15 protein-coding genes are annotated in these 12,700 nt (G+C 48.4%); 2 read left to right on the top strand and 13 right to left on the bottom strand.

Annotation, left to right across the window (positions count from 1 at the left end):
- Positions 1-3 precede the first annotated feature (3 nt).
- The 10 genes from MJB10_RS15430 to MJB10_RS15475 form a co-directional block, all read right to left on the bottom strand.
- Complete coding sequence (locus MJB10_RS15430; RefSeq protein WP_314796010.1) at positions 4-858, bottom strand: purine-nucleoside phosphorylase; 855 nt, start codon at positions 856-858, stop codon at positions 4-6.
- 24 nt (positions 859-882) lie between these two features.
- On the bottom strand, positions 883-1,713 hold the full coding sequence (locus MJB10_RS15435; protein WP_314796012.1) for a purine-nucleoside phosphorylase: 831 nt from the start codon (positions 1,711-1,713) through the stop codon (positions 883-885).
- A gap of 36 nt (positions 1,714-1,749) precedes the next feature.
- Positions 1,750-2,925 carry a phosphopentomutase gene (gene deoB / locus MJB10_RS15440; protein ID WP_314796014.1) on the bottom strand — a complete coding sequence of 392 codons (1,176 nt, stop codon included), beginning with the start codon at positions 2,923-2,925 and terminating at the stop codon, positions 1,750-1,752.
- A gap of 112 nt (positions 2,926-3,037) precedes the next feature.
- Positions 3,038-3,934: a site-specific tyrosine recombinase XerD gene (gene xerD / locus MJB10_RS15445; protein WP_314796016.1), complete on the bottom strand. Its 897-nt coding sequence runs from the start codon at positions 3,932-3,934 to the stop codon at positions 3,038-3,040.
- Between the two features lie 88 nt (positions 3,935-4,022).
- A complete protein-coding gene (locus MJB10_RS15450; RefSeq protein WP_314796018.1) occupies positions 4,023-4,259 on the bottom strand; it encodes a DUF4227 family protein in 237 nt (78 codons plus the stop codon).
- Between the two features lie 54 nt (positions 4,260-4,313).
- On the bottom strand, positions 4,314-5,444 hold the full coding sequence (ald, locus tag MJB10_RS15455; RefSeq protein WP_314796020.1) for an alanine dehydrogenase: 1,131 nt from the start codon (positions 5,442-5,444) through the stop codon (positions 4,314-4,316).
- A gap of 179 nt (positions 5,445-5,623) precedes the next feature.
- The gene (fur, locus tag MJB10_RS15460; RefSeq protein WP_314796022.1) at positions 5,624-6,094 is read right to left on the bottom strand and encodes a ferric iron uptake transcriptional regulator; all 471 of its coding nucleotides are present in this window, start codon (positions 6,092-6,094) and stop codon (positions 5,624-5,626) included.
- A gap of 105 nt (positions 6,095-6,199) precedes the next feature.
- The gene (gene spoIIM, locus MJB10_RS15465) at positions 6,200-6,841 is read right to left on the bottom strand and encodes a stage II sporulation protein M (protein WP_314796023.1); all 642 of its coding nucleotides are present in this window, start codon (positions 6,839-6,841) and stop codon (positions 6,200-6,202) included.
- A gap of 66 nt (positions 6,842-6,907) precedes the next feature.
- Positions 6,908-8,089, bottom strand: coding sequence for an endonuclease Q family protein (locus tag MJB10_RS15470; protein WP_314796025.1), 1,182 nt, complete (start codon positions 8,087-8,089; stop codon positions 6,908-6,910).
- Positions 8,090-8,644 carry an NUDIX hydrolase gene (locus MJB10_RS15475; protein ID WP_314796027.1) on the bottom strand — a complete coding sequence of 185 codons (555 nt, stop codon included), beginning with the start codon at positions 8,642-8,644 and terminating at the stop codon, positions 8,090-8,092. It lies immediately after the preceding gene.
- A 94-nt stretch (positions 8,645-8,738) separates the two neighbouring features.
- On the opposite strand from MJB10_RS15475, the gene mciZ reads away from it, so the two are divergent.
- Entirely contained in the window at positions 8,739-8,939 is a 201-nt protein-coding gene (gene mciZ, locus MJB10_RS15480; protein ID WP_314796029.1) for a Z-ring formation inhibitor MciZ, read from the top strand.
- A gap of 75 nt (positions 8,940-9,014) precedes the next feature.
- Here mciZ and MJB10_RS15485 read toward each other — a convergent pair whose 3' ends face one another.
- Positions 9,015-10,145: a M20/M25/M40 family metallo-hydrolase gene (locus tag MJB10_RS15485; protein ID WP_314796031.1), complete on the bottom strand. Its 1,131-nt coding sequence runs from the start codon at positions 10,143-10,145 to the stop codon at positions 9,015-9,017.
- Positions 10,146-10,228: 83 nt separating this feature from the next.
- Between MJB10_RS15485 and prli42 the strand changes: the two genes are divergently transcribed.
- Positions 10,229-10,333 carry a stressosome-associated protein Prli42 gene (gene prli42, locus MJB10_RS15490; protein WP_314796033.1) on the top strand — a complete coding sequence of 35 codons (105 nt, stop codon included), beginning with the start codon at positions 10,229-10,231 and terminating at the stop codon, positions 10,331-10,333.
- Positions 10,334-10,338: 5 nt separating this feature from the next.
- Here the strand turns inward: prli42 and MJB10_RS15495 are convergent, their stop codons facing one another.
- Together MJB10_RS15495 and MJB10_RS15500 are read right to left on the bottom strand one after the other, a co-directional pair.
- The gene (locus MJB10_RS15495) at positions 10,339-11,679 is read right to left on the bottom strand and encodes a dihydrolipoamide acetyltransferase family protein (RefSeq protein ID WP_314796035.1); all 1,341 of its coding nucleotides are present in this window, start codon (positions 11,677-11,679) and stop codon (positions 10,339-10,341) included.
- Positions 11,680-11,719: 40 nt separating this feature from the next.
- A complete protein-coding gene (locus MJB10_RS15500) occupies positions 11,720-12,700 on the bottom strand; it encodes an alpha-ketoacid dehydrogenase subunit beta (RefSeq protein WP_314796037.1) in 981 nt (326 codons plus the stop codon).

Genomic DNA, 12,700 nt, shown 5'->3' on the forward strand with positions numbered 1-12,700 from the left:
ATTTTATCCCAATCGCAACTCGCGGACGAACGCTTTTACCAGCGCGATAAATTTCGGCTTCGTCCGATTCGCGACAGCCACGACTTGCTCATGTGTTAACGGCTCAAGTTCCTCTCCAATCGCCATATCCGTTATGCAAGAGATACCTAGTACTTTAAGCCCAGCATGACGAGCCGCAATCACTTCACCAACCGTCGACATGCCGATAGCATCTCCGCCGATTCGCGCGAGCATCGTTAACTCCGCTGGCGTGCAATACGTAGGGCCTGTGATGCCCGCATACACGCCTTCTTGCAACTTCAGTGGAACACCGTCTTCGCCAACAACACCCGCAGCTAACTCACGAGCCAGCGCTCGGAACTCACGGTTGTAGGCCTCAGACATATCTGGGAAACGCACACCCAATTCCCCATGGTTAGGGCCGATCAGTGGATTATCTCCGGTCATATTCAGATGATCGCTAATGAGCATAAGATCGCCTGCTTGGAAAGCACGATTCATACCGCCTGCCGCGTTCGTCATCACAACCGCTTGCACACCGATCGCTTTCATCACGTAGACAGGAAATACGACTTTTTTCATATCATAGCCTTCGTAATAATGAAAACGTCCCTGCATGACTATAACTTGCTTTCCTTCTAACGTGCCCACAACGAATCGGCCTTCGTGCCCTTCTACCGTGGAAACAGGGAAATGCGGTACTTCGCTATAGTCAATCGCGATAGGCTGTTCCACTTGGTTCGCCATATCGCCAAGACCAGAACCCAACACGAGTCCAATGGAGGGAGATACGTTTCCTAAACGCGCTTGTATAAAGCTTGCAGCTTCATTAATTTGTTGTATGTAGGACAATGCCATGATCGTTTTGTCTTCCTTTCTATGTTAGAGCGCTTCGATAATGCCTAGGACAAGCTTTAGAAACTTAGGTTTAACCTTCTCCGTTGTTTCCATTACTTCTTCATGGGAGAGGGGTTGATCCAGAATGCCTGATGCCATATTGGAGATGCATGAAAATCCAAGCACTTCAATGCCTGCATGTCTTGCAACGATAACTTCTGGCACTGTGGACATCCCTACAGAGTCTCCGCCAAGTGTGCGGAACATCCGTATTTCAGCTGGTGTTTCATAGTTCGGACCAAGAAGTCCAACATACACACCCTCTTGTAGTTTAAAATCTTGATTAGCTGCTACCTCATGGGCCAGCTTGCGCAATCTCTTACTGTAAGCTTCCGACATGTCTGGGAAACGGACGCCCAGTGCCGAATCATTAGGTCCGATCAATGGATTACGGAACGTCATATTCAAATGATCGCTAATCACCATCAAGTCTCCCACCTGGAACGATTCATTGACGCCGCCAGCTGCATTCGTGACAATCAGCGTCTCAACACCAAGTTCTTTCATGACACGTACAGGGAATGAAACTGTTTCTGCGCCATAGCCTTCATACGCATGGAAACGCCCCTTCATCATCAGGACTTGCTTTCCTTGGATTGAACCAACGACGAGTTCGCCAGCATGTCCTTCAACCGTGGATACTGGGAAATGTGGAATACGCGAGTAATCAATGACCGTTGGTTGTTCAATTAAATCCGCCAGCACCCCTAATCCAGAACCTAAAATGAGTCCGATTTGCGGCTTCACCTGATTCGTCTCCTGCCGAATAAAAGCAGCTGCTTCTTGAATTTCTTGCATCATGGATGGTTGTGACATCGTACCATGCCTCCTTGGTATATTTTAAATCATCGTTTACTTCAACAAATGTAAAAAGCTTTCGCCATTCGCTGTTGGAGCTACGCCGAAGTTATCGGCAATCGTTGCGCCAAGGTCGGCGAATGTATGGCGAATCCCTAGCGAAACGGGTGCTTGTAAGCTCGGGCTATATATGAGAATCGGCACATATTCGCGCGTATGATCAGTCCCTGGGTGAATCGGGTCATTCCCATGATCCGCTGTCAAGATTAGTAAATCCTTAGGTCCAATCCCCGCCTTCAGCTGTGGCAAACAGGCATCAAATTCCTCCAGCGCACGGCCGTATCCCTCAGGGTCACGACGATGGCCATACAGGGAATCGAAATCAACCAGATTCGTAAAGGCCAGTCCTTTGAACGTCGTACCAAGTACCTCGATTGACTTCTGAATGCCATCCAAATTACTTTTGGTCGAAGCGGCTTGCGTAACCCCTTCCCCATCAAAAATATCGTTGATTTTCCCGATAGCAATGACATCGAATCCCGCATCCTTGAGTTGATTCATCACGGTCGGCGCTGGCGGCTTTACCGCATAATCATGGCGATTCGGCGTGCGTTTGAAGGCCCCTGGCGTTCCTGTATACGGCCTTGCTATAACACGACCGACAGCGAACTCATCTTGCATCGTGAGTCGACGAGCGATCTCACAAGCGCGATATAACTCTTCTAACGGAATGATCTCCTCATGGGCTGCCAATTGGAATACACTGTCCGCGGACGTATATACAATCCATGCCCCAGTAGTCATCTGCTCCTCGCCAAGCTCATCCAAAATTTCAGTGCCGGAAGCTGGTTTATTCCCAATCACTTTACGGCCTGTTTCCTGCTCAAATTGAGAAATCAAAGTTTCGGGGAATCCATCTGGAAATACATTAAAAGGCGTTGTAATGCGTAATCCCATCAGCTCCCAATGCCCTGTCATCGTATCTTTGCCTACCGACACCTCGGCCATTTTACCATAATACCCCTCAGGCTGCGCGGCTGCAGGAATACCTTGAATGTCCGCAATGTTCCCTAATCCTAATTGTTGCAAATTCGGCAAAGCGAATCCATTAACCCTCTCCGCAATATGCCCAAGTGTATGTGCTCCCTTATCGCCAAACTGCTCTGCATCTGGTAATTCTCCGATACCCACGCTATCTAAGACGATTAAACTTATTCGTTCAAAGCGCACGCATGTCCCTCCAAATCATACTTCTCGTTAGTAGTGTCCAACCTTAATTATCTCATTTCCGCCCTCTCAATGCAAAACAGCAGCATCCCTGAAGGAACTGCCGCTGCGTTAGTTAACGATTCGCTCTAGGATGCGCACGATTGTACACATCTTTCATTTTGTGCTTCGTCACTTGGACATATAGCTGTGTCGATGAAATATCGGAATGCCCCAGCATTTCTTGCACGGATCGCAGATCAGCGCCATTCTCAATTAAATGCGCTGCGAACGAATGACGAAGCGTGTGAGGCGTAATCTCATTCGTAATTTTAGTTTCAGCTGCGTAGCGCTTCATGATTTTCCAGAAGCCTTGCCGCGTCATGCGTGTGCCCAAGTGTCCGATAAAGAGGGCCTCTTCCTCTGTTGTTCTTTTGAGAAGTTTCGCTCGATAGTTCTGCACATACTTAGTCAAAGTACGGATCGCAATCCCGCTCAGCGGTATCATGCGCTCCTTGTCGGCTTTGCCTATGCAGCGAATAAAGCCCATCTCCAGATTCACATCTGTGAGATTTAAGGAGACAAGCTCCGAGACACGCATGCCTGTCGCATAGAGCAATTCCAGCATCGCCTTATCGCGGGCGCCATTCACTTGATCAGGTGGCGGCGCGTCCAGCAGCTGCTCCACTTCATTGACACTCAAAACCTTCGGCGCTTTCTTCTCCAGCTTAGGAACCTCAATGAATACAGACGGATCGGAATCCATGAATCTTTCCTTAACCAAGTATTGATAAAAAGAACGCAAGGAAACCCGAATACGTGATAGGGTAGCTGATGCCCGTCCAATTGTTTTTAATTGCGACAGATAACCTGCAAGGTGCATTTTGCCCGAATCCCGCCAGTTCGTGACGCCTTGCAGCTCTAGATAAGCAGCAAACTGAAGAAGATCCCTCTCATAAGATTCGAGCGTATTTTTGGAAAGACCTCTTTCAGTCGTTAGATATCGGATGAAGGATTGCAGCTCACTCGTCAATATGTCCGTCTCTCCTTCGTATGCCTGCTACAGCTTCTTTAGTCTATAGCATTCCACGCCTAGGCGAGTGACTCCTCTATTTCACGATTCATTCTCCATACCAGTAAAATAATCGCAGCCGTTCACCCATATTGCTAGACTCGAAGGAAACATGTTCCCCTTGTCCAAAAACCTTAAGGGCATGCCCTGTTGGGGTTTTATATTTGTTCACAGGTTGAATCCAGCCCGTCACGACCATCATGACTTGATAGAGAATGACCGTCAACGCCATGAAGATGAACATATATTGCAACCGAACGATTATTTTCCGATACGAAAATATCATAGACCTTCCCCATTTCTATCCATTTATGAACAGAATATGAGTCGTGGGTTACGATTATGACAAGTCCCCCAGCTGGGTATGGGACATCCCCAGTGCTTCCGCAACGGCTGGATGTGTCACATGACCTTTATACGTGTTAACACCGAGCTTCAGCGTCGCATTGTCGGATAAGGCTTGCGTTAAGCCTTTATTCGCGAGCTCCAGTGCATACGGTAATGTAACATTCGTTAACGCCAGCGTCGAGGTGCGGGGAACAGCTCCTGGCATGTTCGCTACCGCGTAATGCACGACGCCGAAACGCTCATACGTAGGATCGCTATGCGTCGTGACACGATCAATCGTCTCGATGGATCCGCCTTGATCCACAGCGACGTCGACAATGACTGCACCAGGCTTCATACTCTGTACCATCGCAGCCGTGACAAGCCGAGGCGCTCTCGCTCCTGGGATTAAGACGGCGCCAATCAGCAAGTCTGCCTTCTGTACTGCGCTTGCGATATTATAAGGATTCGACATCAGCGTCCGCAGATGGCCGCCGAACGTATCGTCGATTGCTCTCATCCGATCGGCACTCCGTTCAATAATGACCACATTCGCACCGAGTCCGAGCGCCATTTTGGCCGCATTCGTTCCTACAATGCCTCCGCCCAATATGATGACATCTGCTGGAGGCACACCAGGAACACCGCCTAGCAGGATGCCTCGGCCCCCATAAAACTTCTCCAAATAATGCGCCCCGATCTGTACAGACATTCGGCCAGCGACTTCACTCATTGGAGTTAATAAGGGGAGGGAGCCATTGGGCAATTGAATCGTTTCGTATGCAATCCCGGTTACTTGTTTCGCTAGTAACTGTGCTGCTAAGTCCCCTGCCGCAGCCAAATGCAAATACGTAAATAGGATTTGTCCTTCTTTAAAGTAGCCATATTCGGCAGGTAAGGGCTCCTTCACTTTCATAATCATATCGCTCTGCGCCCATACATCCTCTGCTCGCCCGATGATTGTCGCGCCTTCTTGTTTATAATCGTCGTCCGTGAAGCCGCTGCCCGTACCTGCTCCTGTTTCCACAAGCACACGATGTCCCGACATCTGCAGCATGCCTGCACCGCCAGGCGTTAAAGCAACGCGGTTTTCATTGTTCTTAATCTCTTTGGGAACGCCAATAACTAGGGACTGATTCGACACAAACGCCACCTTCTTCCTTCGGTTCTTCGTTTATAATGTACCCATGCTCCCTCGCCAATTATGTGAAGAAGCACAATCCCTTGCTGCTAACTAGTATATGTAAAAAGCACAAAAATGCCTGTATGCATCCTCTATGCATACAGGCATTTTCATCATATTAACATCCGCTAAGGCTGATATTAATGGGATTTGTTCAATGAGTCCGGTTTCCCTCTGTCAGAGCAACGATAGCATATTCCTTGAAAATCAAGTCGATGATCGAGTACTTGAAAATAAAACTCTTGCTCTAACCGTTCTTCGAAAGGTCCGAGCCAGTCCTCCATGATCTCATCTACGGCCCCGCATTGCACGCAAATCAGATGATGGTGATGATGACGCGAATTGTCGTCACGCAAATCGTACCTCGCGACGCCGTCACCGAAATTCATTTTCTCCAAGACATGCAGCTCACTTAACAACTCTAACGTTCGATAGACCGTTGCTAAACCGATTTCCGGCGCTTTATCCTTAACAAGCATGAACACGTCTTCGGCACTGAGATGATCTTGTTCATTCTCTAATAACACGCGAACCGTCGCTTCCCGCTGGGGTGTAAGCTTGTACCCCTGGGATTGCAGTTGCTGTTTAATCTTCTCAATCCTTGTTTCCATATGCCTCCCCCTCAGAAAGGTGGGCATCCTTGCCCATTTTTAGCCACTCTTTTCATTATAGGGGGAGCGAACTGACAAAGTCAAACACATTCCGAGTGGAAGAGATTACCCGTAAATGCCTACCAGCATGGGGGTAACCCATTTCATCATGTATTGTGAGATGTAACCTTCCAATAATGCCGCTATGAACAGGAATCCGCCCATCATGAGTGTAATCGTTGTATATCTCATGAAAGGCTGGTAGATATTCCCATTCCTACTCATGATACGATGCTTAATCATATAAATGGAGAAGGACATCGCCGCCACACTGCAAAATAAAATGGCAGGAATGACGATCAGATTTTGCGGAACAACGGCAACCAGTGCAAAGAGCATGCCTTTCCACGACATTTGCCCGACCAAATAACCAACAGTGAAGCCGATCAATACCCCTTTTAGAAAATCCAACACAAGAATGAGCGGGAGCCCGATAATCGACAACCCAAATAACCAGATCAACAAAATCCACTTCATATGCATGCCAAAAGATTGCGTAAACGATTGTTGGCTATCCATTTGAGCACCATCATTGATTTCATGAAAGAAACTACCCAGATGACGAGACATCTCCGTTCGTTGCTCCAGTGATAAAGCATTGACCATCACCGCCCCGAAGACAACTCCGATGACAAAGAGTACAGAGACGAATATAAATAAAGGCAAATTATCCTTCATATATTGTTTCATCGTTAAGTTCCTATTCACACTCGCCGCTCCCTTCTTATGTAGATCAACCTCTACAAAGACAAGCTTATGAGTGAATGCTAGAAACTATGATTGATTTTTCACTTTACCGTACTTGCCGCCGCCTCCAACGTCTAGCGATAACGTGCCTTCTCGCGCTTTGACGATGTACGTGGCAATCTCTTCACCGATGACAGCGGTAAGCTCCTGTGGAGAAGCGCGATGCAGAACATGCATCTCCGTTCCGAAGTGCTGCAACAACAATTCCAGTTTCTTTGGTCCCAAGCCAGGCAAATATTCGAGCGGGACTTGAAAATGATAAGGCGGACGATGAGGCGGCAGATACGTCTGCTCACGGTCTGCGATCGCCATGATACGGTCTAAGACGCCTCGGACGATTTTGGTACTGCCGCAATACATGCAACGAGTGACCGCTGTCTCTGATTCGTCAACGACCTCCTCACATTGGCTGCAATAGGTGCGGTGGTACTTGCCGAGCCGTGGATTGAGACCGTAATTCGCTGAGACTCCTCTTTCCTCTTCCCGCCATAGCGCCTTCGCAAGCTCCTGATACGTCGGTGAAGCGAGTCTCATCACGTTATATTCACGGCCGATCTTGGCAAGGGAATGGGCATCGGAATTCGTCAAAAACGTGAATGCATCCAATTCGGATAAGTGTCCTGCCATTTCGGAATCCGCGCTCAACCCAAGCTCAACAGCAGGAATCTCTTCTACCTCAAGCAAGTCACTCATGCGCCCCACAGCACTGCCGTATACGCTTTTGTGAGGGGTAAAAATATGTGCAGGAACGAGCATCCCGCCCCTACCTAACACCTCGTTCTGAAGCTCTCTTGCAGGCACATAAATACGCTGAGAGCTGAGCTCCACATTTTTCATATACTTACTCATCCAAGCTGTAAATTCGCGCATGACGGTCAAGTTCGGCATATAAGCGAGTAAATGAGCAGGCCCCATACCTGGATCTCTGACTTCAATCTCACTGCCTAGTATGATCGACGTGTCCCCATACTGAATCCCGCCGCCTTCAAGCTCCACCATGTCTCCACGGTCCAAATAGTTCATGATATCCGCTTGTACAGATGGCGCGTGAGCATCAATGATGGCGATCATGTCCATCCCTTTGCGATGAGAGGCCTCATGAGCAATGTTGAAAAACGTCAGGTTATTGGCTGCGCTAATTTTGACCGCTTGACCATTCTCAGAACGCCCGATATGAATATGGAGATCAACGTAATAATCGTGCAGCATCTAAATCCGCCCAGTTAAGCGATACAGCTGCCAGGCATAGACCGCCATAATCGTCTTCGCATCGCTAATTCGGCCTTCCTGAATGTATTGCTGAGCCTGCTCCAAGGTAATTGCTTCACAATCTAAGAACTCGTCCTCGTCTGGATTAGCTGTCCCCTTCACGAGTTCTTCCGCGAGATATAAGTGAATAATTTCATCGGCAAAGCCTGGCGATGTTGAGAACGAACTCACTAATCGGATCTGTTCCGTGCGGTATCCCGTCTCCTCCTCTAACTCACGCAAAGCTGCTTTCAATGGCTCTTCACCGCTGTCTAATTTACCTGCTGGGATTTCCACCTGACTTCTTTCCAGCGGCTTCCTGTACTGCTCTACTACAATCATTTTGTCTCCTAGGAGTGGAATAACCGCAACCGCGCCTGGATGCTTCACGATTTCACGTGAGGCGACACTGCCATTCGGCAGTCGAACTTGATCGACTTGAAGGGAAATAATTTTCCCTTGAAATATTTTTTCGCTGCTAATCGTTACTTCCTCGAACTTTTTAAGATCCGTCATTTCAGCACCTCGTCAACTTATTATTGGTCTAACTTGTCCACTTGCCGCATATCGATCATTATAACAAAAATTTCCTGAAAAGAGGGACTCCAACATGAAACGATATGTGAGCGGGGGACAATTACGACTAGTGGGTAAAGCTTGGGAGATCAAGCTGCAGTTGCATCAACTCATCCATCAACATGGGAAAACGACCACACTTTCGGATTATCTCCAACGCTCCGTTCAATCTCCCCAACTTCGAACTCAAGGCGTTGCATCTGGCGCTCATTTGGTCCCGTTTCCAGTCAAATAACAACTATATGAAATAACGAAAACCGATTAGCCACGCCAGAAGGCGGACGAATCGGTTTTTTTGTTGATTGCTGAGTTACACCTTCGCTGCTTCTTTCACAAGAGCAACGACGAGTTCGGCCGTTTTCACGAGATCGCTGATCGCGATACGCTCTTTCACTGTATGGATTTCTAAGTAGCCAACAGCCAAATTCACCGTCGGAATCCCCATGCCATTGAAAATGTTCGCATCACTGCCGCCTCCCGAATGGAACGTTCGAGCAGTTAACCCCAACGTACTCATCGCACGCGAAGTCAACTGTACGATTGGCGCTGAATCATCGTGCATGTACGATGCGTACACAATATCCGCCTTAAACTCGCAAGTCGTTCCCGCATCTGCTGCAGCAGATTCGCAAGCTTGCTTCATTGCTGCGATCTGCGCTTCTAGCTTGTGCTGAACAATACTGCGTGCTTCGGCTTCCATTCTCACTTTATCGCAAACGACGTTCAGCGGTCCTACACCTGAGAAACTGCCGATATTCGCTGTCGTTTCGCTATCGATGCGGCCCAATGACATGCGGGACACCGCTTTGCTTGCAACCTGGATGGCACTGATCCCATCTTCAGGGTTAACGCCTGCATGCGCCGATTTCCCGTGGAAAATAATTTCGATCTCAGCGCGGCCTGGTGCTGCAGTTGCAATATCGCCTACGTTTCCGTTGGAATCCAGCGCGAAGCCGAATTCCGCTTCCATGGCGCTGCGCTCCATGGCACGCGCACCTTTCAGCCCGCTCTCTTCCCCAACCGTAATAACGAATTGGATACGGCCATGTGGGATATTGTTCTCTTTGAGCACACGAATCCCTTCAAACATCGCAGCAATACCTGCTTTATCATCACTGCCCAGAATCGTCGTGCCGTCGCTGCGAATAAAACCGTCTTCGCCTATTTGAGGCTTGATGCCGTTACCTGGTGCTACTGTGTCCATGTGTGAAGTAAAGAAAATCGTCGGAATGGCTCCATTCGGATCAGTTGCCTCCAAGGTACAAATGAGGTTCCCCGCGCCGTGACCGCTCTTAGCCATCGATGCATCTTCCACAACCTTCAAACCTAACGCGCTAAACTTTTCTTTCAAAACGACACAGATCTCTTGCTCAAAACGAGTTTCACTATCTACCTGAACGAGGGATATAAACTCTTCGACTAAACGATCTTGCCTAATCATATACTTTCCTCCGATATACACTTTGAGTTACAATGAATTGTAACTGTACAAGTCTTCTTATATTTTGAAAAGGGAGTGACATCATGCTGCAGAATAAGAAGTTATTCAAGGTCGTGATTTACATTATGCTCGGTGTTATGCTTGCATCTAGCTTATTGTTTACAGCAGGACTATTTTTCTCATCTTAAACGCTCTAGTAAATTTTAGTATCCGCATTATAACTTTCTAAATTTTCTTTCACTCTTTGCAAGAACCTTCCGCAGATTACACCATCTAGAATCCGATGATCAAGCGATAAGCAAAGGTTAACCATAGAGCGCACCGCGATCATATCTTGAATCACGACAGGCTTCTTCACAATCGATTCGAACGTCACAATCGCCGCTTGCGGGTAGTTAATGATTGGGTACGACAGAATCGAACCGAAGGAGCCTGTGTTATTTACCGTGAACGTACCGCCAACCATATCGCTTAGCGCTAATTTCCCCGCACGTGTCTTCTTCGTCAATTCATCGATTTCTCTTGCCAAGCCTGCGATATTTTTCTGATCGGCTTTCTTGATGACTGGCGTCATAACGGAATCTTCCGTACCTACCGACAATGAAATATTAATATCGCGTTTCACGATAATTTTATCTACCGCCCAGACCGAGTTAATGATCGGGTAGTCCTTGATCGCATTCACAACAGCTTTCAACATGAAAGCCAGATAAGTTAAGTTTATGCCTTCGCGGCGCATGAATTCATCTTTTACTTTGTTCCGCAGAACAACCAAGTTCGTAACATCCACTTCAATCATCGTCCAAGCATGCGGAATTTCCGTGACGCTTTGACGCATTTTCGTGGCAATCGCGTTGCGCATTGGCGTCACATCGATGAAATGCTCGTTGCGCGCATCCTGCGTGTGACCTTCCGCCTCTAGCAGCGGGGTTTGCGGTTCCGCAGATAAATGTATGCCTGAGCTGCGCACAGGCATGTTTACAGGCTCTTGAGCAGCAGGAGCTGCTACAGATGCGGTCGCTGCAGGCGCGGTCGCCTGAACAGCTGCTGGCGCCGCGTTGGCACCGCCAGACGCGATGAAGGTCTCTACGTCTTTGCGGGTAATACGCCCGCCAAGACCTGTTCCTGCCACGCGCGCCAAGTCAACACGGTTGTCTTGCGCAAGCTTATGCACAGCAGGCGAGAAGCGCCCGCGCATGCTTTGGTCACTGTCATTCGCAGCGGATGCTTCTCCTGCTTGTGCCGCCACTGGAGCTTCCGCAAAGCTTCCATCTGCACTTGCAGGCTCCTCGATCACACAGATCGCTTCACCGACTGCCGCGGTTTCACCATCGCCAACGATGATTTTGATCAATCTGCCTTCAATCGGGCTCGGCATTTCGGTATTCACTTTCTCTGTAAACATCTCACAGAGCACGTCATATTGTTCAATATAATCGCCAGGCTTCTTCAGCCATTTGCCGATTGTAGCCGACACGAGACTTTCCGCCAGATGCGGAACCGTCACCTCGGTCAGGCGTCCGGTTTGGTTCATATATGTTCCTCCTAGTATAAAAACGAAATCGATGATCCGTTTAGAACAAAGCTAATTGGCGCATCGCGTCTTTGAGCTTGTCTGCGTTCAGCAGGAAGAACTTCTCCATCGGAGGGTTGCTGCCTACAGCTGGAACGTCAGGGCCGCACAATCTGGCAATCGGCGCATCAAGTTCGAATAATAGTTCTTCCGCGATAATCGCGGAAACTTCGGCACCAACACCGCCCGTTTTGTTATCTTCATGCGTGATCAATACTTTGCCTGTGTGGCGAACCGCTTCCAGGATTGCTTCTTTGTCTAGCGGCTGAAGTGTACGCAAATCAAGCACGTGCGCGGAAATGCCTTCCTTCGCCAACTCCTCGGCTGCCTGCAGCACATAATTCACAACCATCCCGTAAGCAATGACCGTAATATCTGTTCCTTTGCGTTTCACATCCGCTTTCCCAATCGGAACGATATAATCTTCTTCTGGAACGTCAGCCGTTAACGCCAAGTAACATTTCTTATGTTCAAAATAAAGGACAGGATCAGCGTCTCGAATCGCCGCTTTTAATAATCCCTTCGCATCATAGGGATTCGATGGAGCTACAATTTTCAAACCAGGCGTGCCGAAGAACACAGACTCTGGGCACTGGGAATGGTACAATGCGCCTGCTCCCGTCGCACCATACGGCGCACGGATAACAATTGGACAGTTCCAGTCATTATTGGAGCGGTAACGGATTTTGGCCGCTTCGCTTAGAATTTGATTCGTTGCTGGGAAAATGAAATCTGCGAATTGAATTTCTGCGATCGGTTTCATACCGTACATCGCGGCGCCAATCGCCACACCTACAATGGCGGACTCGGCAAGAGGTGTATCCAGGACGCGCTCCTCGCCGAATAGGTCTCGAAGACCTTTCGTCGTGTTCAACACGCCGCCTTTCCCTACGTCTTCACCAAGGACGAAAACATTATCGTCCTTTTGCATTTCTTCCTGCATCGCAGAACGGATTGCTTCCAAATACGTAATTGTCGCCAT

This window comes from Paenibacillus sp. MBLB1832 (assembly GCF_032271945.1).
In the GTDB taxonomy this organism is placed as follows: Bacteria; Bacillota; Bacilli; order Paenibacillales; family NBRC-103111; genus Paenibacillus_E; species Paenibacillus_E roseopurpureus.